General features: G+C 46.6%; 13 protein-coding genes. 5 read left to right on the forward strand and 8 right to left on the reverse strand.

Features of this window, described 5'->3' with window-relative positions; all coding sequences use genetic code 11:
* Positions 1 to 17 precede the first annotated feature (17 nt).
* The 3 genes from CBP12_RS11030 to CBP12_RS11040 all read right to left on the reverse strand — a co-directional run bounded on the left by CBP12_RS11030 (position 18) and on the right by CBP12_RS11040 (position 4280).
* Complete coding sequence (locus CBP12_RS11030) at positions 18 to 1913, reverse strand: TRAP transporter permease (protein ID WP_086964476.1); 1896 nt, start codon at positions 1911 to 1913, stop codon at positions 18 to 20.
* 5 nt (positions 1914 to 1918) lie between these two features.
* Positions 1919 to 2851, reverse strand: coding sequence for a TAXI family TRAP transporter solute-binding subunit (locus CBP12_RS11035; protein WP_086964477.1), 933 nt, complete (start codon positions 2849 to 2851; stop codon positions 1919 to 1921).
* A gap of 190 nt (positions 2852 to 3041) precedes the next feature.
* Positions 3042 to 4280: a glycosyltransferase gene (locus CBP12_RS11040; RefSeq protein WP_086964478.1), complete on the reverse strand. Its 1239-nt coding sequence runs from the start codon at positions 4278 to 4280 to the stop codon at positions 3042 to 3044.
* 83 nt (positions 4281 to 4363) lie between these two features.
* Here CBP12_RS11040 and CBP12_RS11045 point away from each other — a divergent pair, with 83 nt between their 5' ends.
* Entirely contained in the window at positions 4364 to 4705 is a 342-nt protein-coding gene (locus CBP12_RS11045) for a hypothetical protein (protein ID WP_157420103.1), read from the forward strand.
* Here the strand turns inward: CBP12_RS11045 and CBP12_RS11050 are convergent, their stop codons facing one another.
* Positions 4706 to 5407, reverse strand: coding sequence for a pseudouridine synthase (locus CBP12_RS11050; RefSeq protein WP_086964480.1), 702 nt, complete (start codon positions 5405 to 5407; stop codon positions 4706 to 4708).
* A gap of 157 nt (positions 5408 to 5564) precedes the next feature.
* On the reverse strand, positions 5565 to 6947 hold the full coding sequence (locus CBP12_RS11055) for a glycosyl hydrolase (RefSeq protein ID WP_086964481.1): 1383 nt from the start codon (positions 6945 to 6947) through the stop codon (positions 5565 to 5567).
* 724 nt (positions 6948 to 7671) lie between these two features.
* Between CBP12_RS11055 and CBP12_RS11060 the strand changes: the two genes are divergently transcribed.
* Positions 7672 to 7968, forward strand: coding sequence for a hypothetical protein (locus CBP12_RS11060; RefSeq protein WP_086964482.1), 297 nt, complete (start codon positions 7672 to 7674; stop codon positions 7966 to 7968).
* 84 nt (positions 7969 to 8052) lie between these two features.
* Positions 8053 to 9027 carry a porin gene (locus CBP12_RS11065; RefSeq protein WP_086964483.1) on the forward strand — a complete coding sequence of 325 codons (975 nt, stop codon included), beginning with the start codon at positions 8053 to 8055 and terminating at the stop codon, positions 9025 to 9027.
* Between the two features lie 104 nt (positions 9028 to 9131).
* Here CBP12_RS11065 and CBP12_RS11070 read toward each other — a convergent pair whose 3' ends face one another.
* The 3 genes from CBP12_RS11070 to CBP12_RS11080 form a co-directional block, all read right to left on the reverse strand.
* Positions 9132 to 9563 carry a GNAT family N-acetyltransferase gene (locus tag CBP12_RS11070; protein ID WP_086964484.1) on the reverse strand — a complete coding sequence of 144 codons (432 nt, stop codon included), beginning with the start codon at positions 9561 to 9563 and terminating at the stop codon, positions 9132 to 9134.
* A gap of 111 nt (positions 9564 to 9674) precedes the next feature.
* Entirely contained in the window at positions 9675 to 12017 is a 2343-nt protein-coding gene (locus CBP12_RS11075) for a Tex family protein (protein ID WP_086964485.1), read from the reverse strand.
* Positions 12018 to 12312: 295 nt separating this feature from the next.
* Positions 12313 to 12738: a DUF4168 domain-containing protein gene (locus tag CBP12_RS11080; RefSeq protein WP_086964486.1), complete on the reverse strand. Its 426-nt coding sequence runs from the start codon at positions 12736 to 12738 to the stop codon at positions 12313 to 12315.
* A 179-nt stretch (positions 12739 to 12917) separates the two neighbouring features.
* On the opposite strand from CBP12_RS11080, the gene CBP12_RS11085 reads away from it, so the two are divergent.
* Together CBP12_RS11085 and CBP12_RS11090 are read left to right on the forward strand one after the other, a co-directional pair.
* A complete protein-coding gene (locus CBP12_RS11085; RefSeq protein ID WP_086964487.1) occupies positions 12918 to 14435 on the forward strand; it encodes a sensor histidine kinase in 1518 nt (505 codons plus the stop codon).
* Positions 14436 to 15905 (forward strand): sigma-54-dependent transcriptional regulator, encoded by a 1470-nt coding sequence (locus CBP12_RS11090; protein ID WP_086964488.1) that lies wholly within the window; start codon positions 14436 to 14438, stop codon positions 15903 to 15905. It abuts the gene before it with no gap.
* Positions 15906 to 16018 lie beyond the last annotated feature (113 nt).

Below are 16018 nucleotides of genomic sequence, written 5' to 3' on the forward strand. Positions count from 1 at the left end.
TTAAATATCTAATTTTATTAAGAATTATCCGCAGTAACCGCTCTCTTTTTATCCCACATAATTATCGCTAATAACAAGGCTAACCCTCCTAAGCGTACCAAAGGATGCTCAATGAGCATGAGTGCCACTATGGCAAGGAGTAATCCTCTGGGTAAGACGCCTAAGCGCTTAAATAAACGACCTTCAATGCCACAAGCAAAGGCAATAATTAAGCCGATGGTGGCGGCAATCGCTAACGCAAACTGCCACGCACTATCATCGGCGCGCCATAATAAACCGGAATAGGCCATCATTAGCGGGATCAGGAAAAAACCAAAGGCCAGCTTAAAAGCCTGCACCGCCGACTTCATAGGGGAAGCGCCAGCAATGCCGGCACCGGCAAAAGCCGCTAAGGCAATAGGCGGCGTAACGTTAGAAGTTTGCGATAGCCAAAAAACAATTAAGTGAGCGGTCAAGATGGGTAAGCCAAACTCATTGAGTGCAGGTACGGCCATTACTGAGAGCACAATATAGGCGGCGGTGACTGGTAAACCCATACCTAGAACGATAGCAGCTAAAGAAACCAAGATAAAAGCGCCCCATAAATAGCCTCCCGACCAAGCCAATAGCGCTTGAGTAAATTGTAGGCCAATGCCGGTTTGGCCTACGACTCCCACTACTAGCCCAGCGGTCGCACAAGCGGCACTGATCGGTAAAATCATCAACGCGCCTTCACGAAGGCCTGCTAAAATTACCGAAAACGGCACCCAAGTGGCACGCCTACTGTAGGTAGCGATAATAATGGCTAAACATCCTGCCAGCCCTACCAAGACCGGTGAATAACTCATTAATAGTAAGGTAGTGATCATGATCAGAGGTAATAAATAGTGCCAACCTTGTTTAACCACCACCGCGAGTTTTTGTACATTATCCATGCCCTTTAAGCCCAACTTGCAGGCCATTAAATGTACATAAAGTAAGGTGCAAAAAAAGTAGAGAATAGCGGGTGCAATAGAGACTAAGAGGATCTCGGCATAGGGCAAGCCGGTGAATTGTGCCATCACAAAGGCCCCAGCACCCATCACAGGTGGCATAATTTGCCCGCCGGTGGAGGCAGCCGCTTCAATCCCTGCGGCTTGCTCAGGCTTATAGCCCAGCTTTTTCATCATTGGAATGGTTAAGGCGCCGGTGGTCACCGTATTAGCGATAGCCGAGCCGGAAATAGAGCCTAACGCGGCCGAGGCTAAGACCGAGGCTTTAGCCGGACCCCCGCGGTAGCGACCGGCGATAGCAAAAGCGCAATCAATAAAAAACTGACCCGCCCCCGTCACTTGTAATAAAGCACCAAACAACACAAATACAAACACTACGCCTGCGGCTATGGCGAGTGGCGCACCAAACACGCCATTAGTAGAGAACACATGAAAGCGAATAATTTCTTGTAAATCAAAACCTTTACTGGCGAAGTCATTAGGCAGCACATCACCTAACATGGCATAAGCTAAAAATAAGATGGCGATGGCGCTCATTACCCAGCCCACGGTGCGCCGGGTGGCCTCCAGTAGTAATACAATGAGTACGCTACCAGCATATAAATCTATGCTGCCTAAGCCATCAAATAAAAAGCTCAAATCATTATAATCAAAATTCGATAAGCGAAATCCCAACCAAGCACTCACCGCCGCGCAAATAAAGTCCACCATCCGCCCCATTAAGTATAAAGACGGTGGGGCGGTACGTGCCAAGATAGGATTGACTAAAAAAATAAGTACCAAGACCCAACTTAAATGGATAGGTAAAAATACTGGTGCCGATAGTTCAGCGACTAAGCCATGCCAAATCTGAAATAGCGTTAAGCCAATGGCAATAGCGCCAATAAGATAATCAAACCCGCCTAAGCGGGCGGGTGTGGGAGCAAGGGTCTCTGGCTGCATTAGGCTTAGTTACCTTGTTGCTTATCTAGAAAAGCTTGAGTGCTGGTATGTAGCGGTACACCGGCTAAGCGGTCTATATTTTCTAAGGTGGTATTTTTAGCATCACTGATAGAGCGTTGCACCTTGTCCATATTGGCAAAGGCGGTTTCAATCATTTGCTCTGCTAATTTAGGGTCTAAGTCTTTCTTCACCACTAACACATTCCATACTGCCGGAGCGGTAAAAGCGGGAACCTTATTGTAGGTGTCTGCAGCAATCTCCATTCCTGCATAAGCTGGCAGGGCGGTATTAATTTTTGTTAGCTCGTCCTCACTAAAGGAAAGAATTCGGATATTACGAGTTAAAGCCAATTCAGTAATAGCACCCACGCCGGCGCTACCAATAATGACACCCGCATCAATTTGGCCGTTAGAAAGGGCTTCTGTGGTTGCGGTGTAGTTAAGACTTTGCGCCTTAAAATCTGCTTCGCTCATGCCTAACGCTTTTAAGATATTAGTAGCGCCAACGCGTGTCCCCGAACCCGGTGCACCCACAGAGACTTTTTTACCTTTTAAGTCCGCTACTGAATGAATATTAGAGTCGGCGGCAACCATAAACTGCACTACGTTTGGATAGAGTGCGAATAATACGGCAACATCCATAGGGCGCTTAAAAGGCGCTTCGCCTTCTACCGCAGCGAGTACTGAGTCTCCCATGGCAATCCCAGCTAGTTGTTGGCCAGAGGCGACTTTAATAACGTTCTCCACCGAGGCTGCGGTAACTTCAACCCGCATATTAAAGTCATCGATATTTTTATTCCAAATCTGTGCCAGCATGCCCCCTAGAGGATAATAAGTACCGCTTTGGCTACCGGTGCCTATTGTATAATTAGCGGCAGTGACGGGTAATGCGATGGCCAAGGTGGCCGCTACTAAGGCGCGCTTAAACCAAACTGTCATAATATATTTCCTTATCAGTGAGCGATAAAACGATATTTGCTAAGGCTGAGCTTGCATGAATCAACGTTAGGCAAAGTGCTGGCTGTTAAAGACTATTGATGACTATAGGTAGTTATATTGTCAATGTGAGGTTGCGTAATTGTTAAGTTACGCAGGCTGGTTGAACATCGATTTGTCTTTTAGCGGCATATTAAGTATTGCCCGCGTTTTTGGCCGCAATCCATTGCGCCATGTATTGGGTGCTCTTCATGGTATGGTGGCGCAACATGCTACCGGTAAAATTCGCTAATCTGTGCTCTTCGAGATGGGCGGCTAAATAATGTAGCCGTTTAATTAAGCGCTCCCCCAGCAAAGTGGCGTTATAGCGCTGGCTTAATAATGGCTGAGTGGCGTGTTGAGCTTGCTGCCAGCAAGCCTTATCTTGATAGAGTGCCACGGCAGCATCGGCAAACTGTTGCGCATGATTGATGTTGCTAACTACCACGCCTGGCCAAGGTTGCTCGCCCTGCATGCCTTCACTGCCAATAGCTGTGGTGACGCTGGGAGTATTAACGAGCATGGCGTCCAACAACTTACCTTTTATGCCTGCGCCAAAGCGCAGTGGGGCTAAGCACACTCGAGCTTGCTCCATGACCTGCAAAGCGTCATCTGCCCAGCCTTTAATTAAAAAACCAGTGTTAGGATTATGTAGCGCCGTGGCTTTTGGTGGTGGATAGGAGCCATAAATATGTAACTCGGCAGTGGGGAGTTGCTTGCGGATCAAAGGCCAAATTTGTTGTAAATATAAAACAGCATCCCAGTTAGGGGCATGGCGAAAGTTACCTATGGTTATAAAGTGTTGGCGTTGCTCAAAGCTTAAGGTGGTAGCGGGTAGGGTGGTTTCCACCATAAAGGGGAGATGAAGCAGCAAGCTGGTATCGACCTTAAAGGTCTCTTGCAGCAGTTGCATTTCATAGTCGGAGATAATTAATGATAAATCACAGCGTAAAATAGCGGCAATTTCCCGCTTAGCAAGATCGCTAAATAAATAAGCTAAAGACATGTCTTGCTCGGCTTTTAACGCCTGATGACGCGCGTGGCGCAGGCATTGTAAGTCTTCAGTGTCTAAGACCCGTAGCGCATGAGGGCAGTGCTTTTCTACTCGCCAACCAAACTGCTCTTCCATCATAAAGCGGTCGAACATGACGATATCTGGAGAAAACTGGGTGATATAAGCGTCAAAGCTGTCGCAATTGAGCACGATTGATTGCTGGCTAATGCCCTCGGCCGCTAGGTCGGCCATATGCTCGGAGAGCTGTGCTGGGCTGGCAAATTCTACCTGCCAACCTTGGCGGCGATATAAACGCAGCAGCGATAGCATATGGCTGCCTGCCGCCGAAGAATTAGGCTCAGGCCAGACGTAACCGATCACCAGCACGCGAGTAGACATGGTCGCTCTCCAAAATAATTTGTGCGCCTGATTATGCAGGCCTAATCTTTAAGGAGAGCGATTTTACCATCGAGGAAAAATTTATGATGAAATTATCGATAGCTTCCTTGTTAGTGACTGCCACCTTAATAATATGTACCAGTCAGGGCATAGCAGATCAGCGCCACTATCAACAACACCATCAACACAACCGCCATCATCAATATCAAAATCAGCAGCGTCATCCCCACCATAACGAGGGTAGCCGTACGGTAGTAACGAAAGAGATCACCGAAAATGGCGTGGTTATTCATAAGCGTGTAACTACCCACAATGGCGTGACTTACACCTTAGATAAAGAAATTAAAAAAGGTCCTCGTGGTGAAGTTAACATAGAAAAAAGCAGCGAGGGGCAGCTAATTGAACGTCGCCAGCCTGCACGATAATTAGGTTTTCTTCGGTATGTGGGTCGCCATAACTTCTGCGGACGTTAAGTAACGCCACTCTCTCGGCGCTAGATCTAACTGTAAATTGCCGACTTGCTCTCTGTGTAAGGCCAGCACCTTATTATTCACGGCGGCGAACATCCGCTTTACTTGATGAAAGCGCCCTTCAGTTATGGTGAGCAAGACTTCTTTAGCCGTAACGGGTGTTAGGATTGCGGGCAGGGTGGGTTTAGCTTCGCCTTGTAATAAGATACCTTGCTTGAATAATTGCGCGGTATCGGTGGCCAGTTCAGATCGCAGCGTTACCCTATACACTTTGCGACAGCCACTTTGTGGATGAGTCAGCTGATAAGACCAGCGACCATCGTCGGTGAGTAGTACCAAGCCTGTGGTATCGGCATCTAAGCGGCCTACCAAATGAAGCAGCTCCGCTTTTTCTAAATCAAGATCACTAAATAAAGAGGGATAGGCGCCATCTTGGTGAGAGCATAAGGTGTTGAGTCGTTTATGCAGCATAATATAACGAGCGGGTCTAGGAGTGAGCCGTTGGCCAGCTAGTGAAATATTATTATGTTCATGCACTTGCTGAGCGGGGTTAGTACAAAGGTGGCCAGCGACTTGCACTTGTTGATTAGCAATATGAGTGCGGGCTTGGCTTAAGGTTAAATCGCTGCTGTAGCAAATATATTTATCAAGACGCATAACAGCCCACGGCCGGTGTATTAAGAAAGAGCTAATCGAATAGGCGCTTAGCTTAAAGGATAAAGTGGTGCGTTTGAAATAATCTGAGTAGGTTTTTTTAAGATACTCGGGCCAGCGCTTAGAGGAGGCTGACCCGAGAGGAGTTAAGAGAAAATATTTATAGTATTTCAATTATCATCGGATAATCACTTAAGGTGAGCTTAACAGTCTCAGTGTTAGAAAGGGTTTTAACAGCCATGGTGCCTTTGGTAATATCGTAAATACGCACTTTTTCTTGGGCCTTAGCAAACTTTACCACCACCTCTTCTGAGCCCGATACCTTTTCGCCCCAGACGACGAGCTCAAAGGTTCCATCGCTCTTTTGCAATAAGAGATCATGAACTGTCTTAGGCTGGTTAGGCAGCTCATAAGCCAGTGAGCTTAGAGGGGAGCTGTGTTTTTTATCCGCTAAAATATGCGTTAAATTATGTAAGTAATCTGCCGCCTTTCTCGGGCTATAATCTGGCTTATATAAACCAAATTTCTGATTACCTCCTTCATCTACTCGGTCTCGTAAGAGATACAGCGCGGTATAACTCCAGCCTCGTTTAAACTGCGCTAAATACATGTTAACGATTAACCGAGCATGTTTTTCTTCATTAATTTCACCTTCAATACGCAGCCCTGTTTCAGTGGTGACTCTGGGTAATGATGATAGCGCTTGTTCATCATAGCCTGGGAAGGAGCGAAACCACGTTTTGCCATAATGCTCATAAAGGCTAGATACTCGACTATGAGGGCCAGGATCAGCCGCACTCCAAGTTTGATTATCTGCAAGATGTGGATTTTTGGGATGAATAATGTAGTTGTGCACATTAGCAAAGTCGGCATATTTAGTACCGGCGGGCAACAAAGCATCTGCGCCTTCAGGGATTTCTAAATACTGTAAACCGGCGTTATCAGATTGAGCGCCATTTTCACTGATATGCCAAACTGGAATATCGGCTAAATCAGGGTCGCTTTTAACGGCTTGGTATAAGTCTTTTTGTAGCTTAGCGACTGGCAACCATGAGTGAGCTTGGCCCGCGCCCTTTTGCTCTTGGTATTTAATTCCCCAATTATTAGGCTCGTTGACTCCCTCGAGTGCTAACAGCGCATCTTGTGCCGCCAACTGTTTACCGTCTTTAATAAGACGCGCAATATCAGTGCCGCCGCTTAATAAGCCATAACTAAACTTCACTCCGGTGTCTTTATGCAAAGACAGCAAATCAGCAAGGGGAGCATTAGTTTCATAACCGGTACGAATCCAACGCACCCCTGTGTAATCGAGCGCGTTACGGGTTTGTTTAAGTCGCTCTCCGCGTCGTGAAACAGCGGTATTAGCACCGATACTATTTAAAAACTCATTGGCACTGGTGGCTGTCACTGGCGATGGTGAAGTGTTTTCCGCGCTTGCGTAGGCACTTAAGGGCACACTAAAGACAAGTGCCGTCGCTAACATTAACGGCGTAAAGGGAGAAATAGTAGGTGATGACAGCTGCTGAGGCCTTTTGTTTTTCATGTGACTCCTTTTTTAGGCTTTAAAGAAGATGATTAATATGCGCGAACAAATAACCATGGTTAAGAGTCGGGCCACCCCTAAAAAGATACTCAAGTGGCTTATATTATCCCGCTCACTACCATACCTGAGCTCTAGAGGTTAATCATCTTAAGCGCTACTGCTGCCTGTTAGCTAGTTAACTAGTAGGCTGGTGCAGTGCACCGCTCATCTCGCGAAGGGTTGCCAGTTAAAAAGCTAATAATCGTGATTTTTTAGGATAAGACACTTGTTTTGTCTTTAGGTGAAGATTTGGTTTAAAATAACCAAAACCAATGCATATTTAGGCTAAAAGTATGTTTTTACAGTTTTATAAGTGCTTTATGGCTGTTTTTCGACCTATTTTAAGTTAATTTTTGTAACTTATAAAATAATTTAGTAAAAGATTGGCGCCCCTCTTACAGAATAATCCACTTTCTTGTCCTTGTGGTCAGGATTGTTGTGCTGCTCTTGGCTCTTTTTGCCTGCCTATCACCATGCCATGACACTTTTTGTCGTTAATATTAGTTATGTTTACATTTTATAAACATGAAAATTAATTATTGTGCCCATTAAACACTAGGAGTAATCTTTATTTCGTTCCAGCGTTGAAGTGAATTAACAGACGTTAGGAATAGTTCGCTGACTTATTATTTTGCAGTGAAACTTCAACCTAAATACAATTATAAATATAATAAGGTAAAAAATAATGAAAAAGTCTACATTCGTAATTTCTGCAGCCGCTCTTGTTCTTGCCGCTTCTGCTAACGCAGGTTTTGGTGGTAATCATTCTTATAACCACAGCTACAATAATGGCTATAGCAATGTTGAAGTAAACAAAAACGTTACCGCCGACGGTGTTTCTTTTGATAGAACCATTACTAAAGCGAACGGCGATGTTATTAGTATCAGTAAAGATGTACAATACGGTCAAAACGGTAGTGTGACAGTTAATAAAAATGTTAATGGTCATCAACACTCTTATACCAAGCACTTTAATCGTTAATTTTTAAGTAAATACGATTAGAAAAGGGCGCCCATGCAGCGCCCTTTTTTGTCCCTAAGAGTGAATAAGGTATAAGAGGTCTTAATGATGAAGGCTATCTTATTGTGCTGTTTATTTATTACGCAGCCAGTATGGGCGTTAACACTTAGCTCTAGCGACAACTTGAATACGTTAAGCATAAATGCTCGATATAAATATCAAATGGGGGCGCTGGCTTACCAATACCGCCACCCTAATAAAGCGCAAGCATTTGGAGGCAGTGATCAGCTTTCATTGGGCCTGATAGCAAGTCGTCAACTCAACCCCACCGTGACTTTAATCGGCGAGATGAGTTGGGATGTGTTTAATGAAACTCAAGCTGATGCTCAACTCTATGCAGACCAAGCTTGGTTAGGCGCTCGTTTTTATGACCGACTTGAGCTAACAGTCGGGCGCAGTGAAAGCCCTGTTGCACAAGTGGCCGATCTCACTGATGTATTCAATATTTTTGGTGGCCAAGGCTATCGTTATCAAGAACTTACTTTAGACGATCAAATTAAAGTCAGTTTTTATAACAATAACTTAGATATTAGAGCAGCTTATGCGGTTTATGATCAAAGTAAGCAAGACTCAACTCTTAATTTACGAACTCAGTCTGCTGCCTCATTAGGTTATCGAGCCGATAATGGCTTAGGTATGGTATTAGCCTTAGATCATAAATCGTCTTATGATTTAGACAGTGATATTAATTCTATTGCCATGGGTATTAGTTATATTAATAAACAAGGACTCTATGCCGCTATTAGCCATAACCGTAGTTATTATCAAAGGGCATGGGATGTTCGAGAGCTAACAAGCTGGGAGTCTGTTATTTCTTACTCGTTTAATCAGCTCGCCATAGGCGTTGGTTATAATCGTTTAAGTTTAGCTAAGCCTGAGCAGCAAACGTGGACCGATGAATATATTATTGCAGCTGAGTATTATTTAATTCCTCAAGCAAAAATATATAGTGAAGTACTATTAAACCAAGTGGAAGATAAAGAACCTTTATACGGTATTGGCATGCAATACTATTTTTAATTAAAAGCAGTCAATGATGAGGTGGGAAGTAAAACGAGCAGCCCGTCATTGTCATCAGCCAAGCATTATTGCTCTTTCAGCCTGGCGTTGGACTATATCTTTTTTCACTCTTTAGCCTTCACTATGTACTCCATCGACAAATGGGGGATACCCGCATCCATAAATTCTTCGCCGTAGGGGGTGAAGCCAAGCTTGGCATAAAAGTCGACGGCGTGAGTTTGTGCGCCTAAATAAACTCTGGAATAGCCTCGTGCTTGGGCAGTGTTGATTAGCGCCCGCATCATCTTAGCGCCTAACCCTTGGCCTCTAAATTCCTTTAAAATGGCAATTCTCCCAATTCGCCCATCACTGAGCATGCGCCCCGTGCCTACATAGTGATTATCTACTGCTAGCAATAACTGGAGTGCTTGTTCATCTAAGCCATCAAACTCAAGTTCGGGCGCAACCGCTTGCTCACTAATAAATACCTTTTCACGAATATGCTGAATGTGCGGGCGATAAGTTGCGTCATAAACGACAAGGTGTATCTCTAACATTGCGACTCCTGAATTGAGCACTTAAAGATGAAAGACTTTTCACCACGCAATCCACAGAATATAAACTTTGTACTTATGGCTGTGGATTGTGTGGCAAGTATTTATCTTTATTTATTTCTTTTTCTGCATGGCAGCGGCTAGGGCTGCGCCCATCGCGCCTTGAGGTGCACCTTGCTCTTGGCGAGCGCGTTGCTGACTCGCCGCTTGTCGCGGATTATTTTTCTTAGGGGTAGCGGATTGGCGCGGCTCTTTTCGCTCGGTGCGCACCTTGCCACTGCCGTGCTGTTCGGCGGTTTGTTCAAGGCGCATAGTGAGGGCGATGCGCTTGCGCTGTAAGTCCACCTCTAACACTTTTACTTTTACAATATCACCGGCTTTCACCACTTCACGGGGGTCTTTAATAAAGCGATCGGTGAGTGCCGAAATATGTACTAAGCCGTCTTGATGCACACCAATATCCACAAAGGCACCAAAGTTGGTAACGTTGGTCACTACGCCCTCGAGTATCATGTCGAGCTTGAGATCGCTGGGTTTTTCTACGCCTTCCATAAAACGTGCCGCCTTAAATTCAGGCCTAGGATCGCGGCCCGGTTTATCGAGCTCGCGTAAGATATCTTGCACCGTAGGCAAACCAAAGTCGGCATCGGTATAATCTTGGGCATTAAGCTTTTTCAGTAAGTCACTGTTACCAATCATGGCTTGTACTGGCTGCTTCACATCTTCGGCGATACGTTTCACTAATCCATAAGCTTCGGGGTGCACGGCAGAAGCATCGAGCGGATTTTTGCCGTCGCGAATACGTAAAAAACCGGCACATTGTTCATAGGCTTTAGGTCCTAGGCGGGGCACTTTTAAGAGCTGCTTGCGCTCGGTAAATACGCCAAGTTCATCTCGGTAGGTAACAATATTTTTCGCCAATGTAGGCGTGAGGCCAGATACGCGAGTCAGTAGGGGGGTCGATGCCATATTGACGTCTACCCCCACGGCGTTAACACAATCTTCCACCACCGCATCAAGATTTCGTGCGAGTTGAGTTTGAGACACATCGTGCTGATATTGACCCACGCCAATGCTTTTAGGATCAATTTTAACAAGCTCAGCCAGAGGGTCTTGTAAGCGGCGGGCAATTGACACGGCGCCGCGCAGTGAGACATCTAAATCAGGGAACTCGTTGGCGGCTAATTCGGAGGCGGAATATACAGAAGCGCCTGCTTCACTAACTACTACTTTTTGTAGCTTAAGGTCTGGGTGTTGCTTCATTAGTTGCTCCACCAAGCGCTCAGTTTCTCGTGAGGCTGTGCCGTTGCCGATGCTGACTAAGCTAACATGATGAGCACGACATAAGGCGTCGAGCGAGCGTAGGCTTTGCTCTACCTTCTTAGCAGGTTCAAAGGGATAAATGGTATCTTGTGCCAGTAATTTACCCGTCTCATCAACCACGGCCACTTTGACGCCAGTGCGGATCCCGGGATCTAAGCCCATGGTGACGCGTGGGCCAGCGGGAGCTGCCATCAGTAAGTCTTGCATATTTAAGCCAAATACCTTGATGGCTTCTATTTCTGCTTGTTCGCGCGCTTGGCCGATTAACTCGGTTTCCATTTGCAAAGAAAGTTTAACGCGCCAAGTCCAACTTACGACGCCTGCAAGCCAAGTATCCGCCGCGCGCCCTTGATCTTGCCAGCCAACATGGCGGGCAATCAGGCTCTCACAGGGGTGAGTCTTAGCGTCGGTGGTATCCACCACTAAGCTTAGGTTCAGCACCCCCTCGTTACGCCCCCGTAGCATGGCTAATAAGCGGTGGGAGGGGACCCGGCTAATTGGCTCTTGGTGCTCGAAATAGTCTTTAAACTTAGTACCGGTTTGCTCTTGCCCCGCTTGTACTTTTGCTTGTAATTGGCCGTGTTGCTGCAAATAGCGGCGCAAGGCTTCTAGCACATCTGCTTGTTCGGCAAAGCGCTCCATTAAAATATATTTGGCGCCATCGAGGGCCGCTTTTTCATCTGCTATCCCGTGCTCGGCATTAATAAACTGCGCCGCTAATGTCTGTGGGTCTTGAGTGGGCTCCGCAAATAAGCTATCGGCCAAAGGCTGCAGGCCGGCTTCGATAGCGATATAGCCTTTAGTGCGCCGCTTTTGCTTATAGGGTAAATATAAGTCTTCAAGGCGGGTTTTCGTATCGGCCGCCACCAGCTCTTTTTCTAGTTCAACGCTCAGTTTACCTTGCTCGCTAATGGCGTTAATGATGGCGGTGCGCCGCTCACTAAGCTCACGCAAATATGTTAACCGGCTAGCAAGGTTACGTAGCTGAGTATCGTCTAAGCCACCGGTGGCCTCTTTTCGATACCGTGCAATAAAGGGCACAGTGGCGCCTTCATCAAGCAATTGAACGGCGGCATTAACTTGTGATTGGCTAACATTAAGTTCATTTGCTAGGGCATGGTTGATATTCGACATCGTTAATACTCCACACTGCCAATAGCAGGCAGCCAATAGAAATGCTAAAGCCGCTTAGCCAAAAGCGAGCGGCTTACAATAAGACTCTGAGGCGTTATTAAACACTTGAGAACGAGAATAAACGCTAAGTTGAGCAGCTTACTATTATGAAGCAGTTAAAGAGGGCAAAGAAGAGCCCATTTGCTGAGCTGCGACAGCTCACTCGCTAAAGAGGTGGGTAGGGGCTAAAAAATAGGCAAAAAAAAGGGGCTGAGGGCCCCTTCGTTTATATGCGCTATATGGAAACAGAGAAAGTTTACTGAAGAGCGGAAGCGCGCTCTTGGAGTTCGGTATCGGTTTGAATGCGAGCGGCAATAGCGTTGTAGGTAAGCGCATCCATGTCATTATCTTTTACAGCTTCTAGCATTTTTTCTTGAGCTTCCATTTGCAGCTCTTGTGCCTTAGCTTGATCACTTTCTTCACTTAGCTTTTGGGTGAACTCGTCACGTACTTTAGCTACATCTTGGTTAGCTTTAACGAAGTTTTTCAAATCAGCATCGGAAACGGGACCTGACTGTTGGCCTTGAGGTGCGCCTTGCTGGGCTTGAGGAGCACCTTGTTGAGTTTGGGCGGCACCCTGTTGTTCAGGAGCGGCACCTGGAGCTTGGGCCATGGCAGCTGTGGCGCCCATACCGAAAGTGGCGAAGGTAATGGCTGCGGTCAGTGTCTTTAGCTTATTCATAAGGAAACTCCTTGGTTGAAAAATACTTAACGATAGTACTGCTCAGTACCTTTCATTAAGCGTGCCAAGTTTTATGGTCTTGACTAAGGCGTTGATTTTAAAGGGTTATATTTTACATGTTAATGTTTTAGCTTATTTTGTCTGTTGTTAGCTGGGCATTTTGTGTATACATATTACACATGAGACAAAAACACCCGTTCAAAAACAACACACTGCTTGCTGGTTGGCGCTTAAGTGGCTTACAGCGCACCTTATTACTATTTGTAGTTCTGCCCTTGGTGCTACTTACGGCCCTTGGCATCCGCTTTGGTTTGGAGCAAGCTAACCAATATCAAGAGCAACGATTAAAAAACGATCTTGAGCTTATTGGGCGTGCGGTCAGTATCCCTATTGGTAATGCGGTAAATAATGGCGACCGAGAAGCCGTGGAGTTAGCGCTGCGCTCGGTGTTTGTACTGGGCGAAGTCTATGGTGCCTCTGTATTTGATGTGAATGGTAACCGTATTGCGTCGGCGGGCATTACCATGAAAGACTTAACCGCCACCACCATACCGGCTCGTATTCGCCTCACAGGTGAAGGCCAAGAAGCCTATAGCCAAGTCGCCGGCCATCGTTTTTTCTCCCATTTTTTGCCCATGTTTGATGTAGCAGGTCAAATACAGGGGTTGATTCAAATTACCCGTAGAGCGAGCGACTTTGATCGCACGTTAGGCCAATTTACGCTTATTGCGTGGCTGAGCTGGGCGCTCTTTAGTTTGGGCATTTTAGCCAGTGTGTTATTAGGCCATTACGGCGGTGTGGGGCGATATGTCGATAAACTATTGGCTCACATGCAAAGAGTAGCAGGTGGCGAGTTATCTCACCGAGCCGCGCTAGATGGCCCAGAAGAAGTGGCCAGCCTAGCAAAAGGCTTAAACCAGATGCTTGACAGTATTGAGCAGGCTCATCATGACTTAGATGCCCATCGCGCCGCCGAAACTGCGCTTATTAGTCGTTTAAAAGACAATGAAAAAATGGTGGCCATTGGCAGCATGGCGCAAGGGATTGCTCATGAGCTGGGTGCGCCTTTAAGTGTGATAGATGGTCGAGCGCGGCGCTTAGAGCGAGTGGGTAGTTTAAATGAACAACAGCAGCACAACTTAAGCGGTATTCGCGCCCAAGTACAGCGTCTTACCCGCACAGTTCGCCAACTATTAGACTATTGCCGCCCCGCGGCCACCCAGCCTCGCGCCTTAAATGCCCAAGTGATAGTGACGGCTGTCATTGATGCTATGGCGCCCGAGTTAGAGGCGAAAGCCTGTCAGCTTGATGCGTATTTTGCGCCTGACTTGCCGTTATTTTATGCCGATGCCGGTCGCCTAGAGCTGGCATTATTAAATTTAGTGCGCAATGCCTTACAAGCTGCTCACCAACAGGTGCAAATTTCAGTGACGGCCACCGCTTGTGAATTAACCATTTGTATTACTGATGATGGCGATGGCTTGCCAGAAAATATTAATGAAAGCAGTTTTGTCGAGCCTTTTTTTACTACTAAGTCTCCCGGTGAAGGCACCGGCTTAGGTTTAGCCATTGTACAATCGGTTGTTGAAGCACAAGGAGGGCGCTTTAGCTTACGTAATGGAGATCACCAAGGTTGTGAAGCCTGTTTAGTGTTGGCATTAAAGGCTCAGCCTCGCGCACAGCCACAGGAGGTTTAAATGGCAAAGCAAGATAAAATTTTACTGGTAGAAGACGACAGTGGGCTGCGCGAGTTATTACAAGAAGAGTTAGAAGCTGAAGGCTATAACGTTAGGACCTGTGGTGATGCCGAGCAAGGGCTGGAATTATTAAAAAGCAGCTCGCCAGATTTATTAATTAGTGATTTGCGTCTGCCAGGTCGCGATGGCCTAAGTTTATTACCTGCGCTTGCTGGCGCCGACTTAGCCCCAGCGGTCTTGATCATCACCGCTTTTGGCTCGGTACAACAAGCGGTAAAAGCGCTACAAGCGGGAGCAGATGACTTTTTAACAAAGCCGCTGGAAATGGATCATTTCTTATTAACGGTTAGCCGTTTATTGGCTAACCGGCGGTTACGTAGCGAAGTGCAACACTATCGTAGTATGCATGCTATCGAACAATTTAACGGCATTATCGGCCAAAGCCCGGCTATGGAGCACTTATTTCATCAAATTCGCCAAATCGCCAGTGCCGATGGCCCAGTATTAGTACAAGGAGAAAGTGGAACCGGTAAAGAGCTAGTGGCGCGCGCTTTACATGATCAAAGTACCCGTAAAGAGGGTCCCTACCGAGTGGTGAATTGTGGCGGTATTCCAAGTGAGCTGATGGAGAGCGAATTTTTTGGCCATGCGGCCGGCGCTTTTACCGGCGCCCGCAGCCAGCGCGCAGGCTTATTTCAACAAGCTGATGGCGGTACCTTATTGCTCGATGAATTAGGGGAAATGCCACTTACGCTGCAAGCCAAACTGTTACGGGTATTACAAGATGGAAAAGTACGCCCTGTGGGCAGTGATCATGAAATTCAGCTCGATGTGCGGGTGATTGGCGCCACTAACCGTAATTTAACCGAGGCGGTAGCTGAGGGCACTTTTCGCGAAGACTTATTCTATCGCCTAGAAACATTTGCCGTGCACATTCCACCGCTGCGCGAGCGAGGCGAAGATATTCAGCGCCTAATGCGCTTTTTTCTTACTCGTTACAATGCTCGCCAGCAGCGTGATATTAAAGGCTTTACCGATGAAGCGCAGGCATTGGTGGCTCGCTATGACTTTCCTGGTAACGTACGTGAGTTACAAAACGCCGTAGAGCGGGCTGCCACCTTTTGCGAGGGTGGCTTTATTGATGTGGAGCACTTTCCTCAGCGCATTGTGCAACAACCACCCCTTAATTTAGCTGAAAACTATACTGAGCTTGCTCACGCTAGTGCACGACATGAGGCTGCACCGATTAACGCTCACACCGGTGATAATCAGGTGCCAGTCTTCGAGCAAACTGAGCCAGATAACACCGCTCAAGAAGCTGCAGAAAATATGCCGACCTTAGAAGCCGTGCAGCGCCAATACATTCAACAGGTATTAAGTGCTACGGGCAATAACAAACGCCGCGCCGCCGATATCTTAGGCATTACCCGCCGCACGCTATATCGATGGATAGATAGTCCTACGGACTAGTCCTGCGCCATAAGCTATCAGTTAAAGATAAGTTCGACAGATTTCTTTAGGTACTATGCCGTCATACTGGGCGTGCCTCGGTATCTGGCATGTGTGTGTTTATTGCTAAATCT

Source organism: Oceanisphaera avium (genome assembly GCF_002157875.1).
Taxonomy (GTDB): Bacteria; Pseudomonadota; Gammaproteobacteria; order Enterobacterales; family Aeromonadaceae; genus Oceanimonas; species Oceanimonas avium.

Excerpts from the sequence above, each read along its gene's own strand:
- CBP12_RS11080 (WP_086964486.1), bottom strand. The coding sequence starts at position 12,738 with ATGAATAAGCTAAAGACACTGACCGCAGCCATTACCTTCGCCACTTTC.
- CBP12_RS11065 (WP_086964483.1), top strand. The coding sequence starts at position 8,053 with ATGATGAAGGCTATCTTATTGTGCTGTTTATTTATTACGCAGCCAGTA.
- CBP12_RS11050 (WP_086964480.1), bottom strand. The coding sequence starts at position 5,407 with ATGCGTCTTGATAAATATATTTGCTACAGCAGCGATTTAACCTTAAGC.
- CBP12_RS11090 (WP_086964488.1), top strand. The coding sequence starts at position 14,436 with ATGGCAAAGCAAGATAAAATTTTACTGGTAGAAGACGACAGTGGGCTG.
- CBP12_RS11035 (WP_086964477.1), bottom strand. The coding sequence starts at position 2,851 with ATGACAGTTTGGTTTAAGCGCGCCTTAGTAGCGGCCACCTTGGCCATC.
- CBP12_RS11075 (WP_086964485.1), bottom strand. The coding sequence starts at position 12,017 with ATGTCGAATATCAACCATGCCCTAGCAAATGAACTTAATGTTAGCCAA.
- CBP12_RS11030 (WP_086964476.1), bottom strand. The coding sequence starts at position 1,913 with ATGCAGCCAGAGACCCTTGCTCCCACACCCGCCCGCTTAGGCGGGTTT.
- CBP12_RS11070 (WP_086964484.1), bottom strand. The coding sequence starts at position 9,563 with ATGTTAGAGATACACCTTGTCGTTTATGACGCAACTTATCGCCCGCAC.
- CBP12_RS11055 (WP_086964481.1), bottom strand. The coding sequence starts at position 6,947 with ATGAAAAACAAAAGGCCTCAGCAGCTGTCATCACCTACTATTTCTCCC.
- CBP12_RS11045 (WP_157420103.1), top strand. The coding sequence starts at position 4,364 with ATGATGAAATTATCGATAGCTTCCTTGTTAGTGACTGCCACCTTAATA.
- CBP12_RS11040 (WP_086964478.1), bottom strand. The coding sequence starts at position 4,280 with ATGTCTACTCGCGTGCTGGTGATCGGTTACGTCTGGCCTGAGCCTAAT.
- CBP12_RS11060 (WP_086964482.1), top strand. The coding sequence starts at position 7,672 with ATGAAAAAGTCTACATTCGTAATTTCTGCAGCCGCTCTTGTTCTTGCC.
- CBP12_RS11085 (WP_086964487.1), top strand. The coding sequence starts at position 12,918 with ATGAGACAAAAACACCCGTTCAAAAACAACACACTGCTTGCTGGTTGG.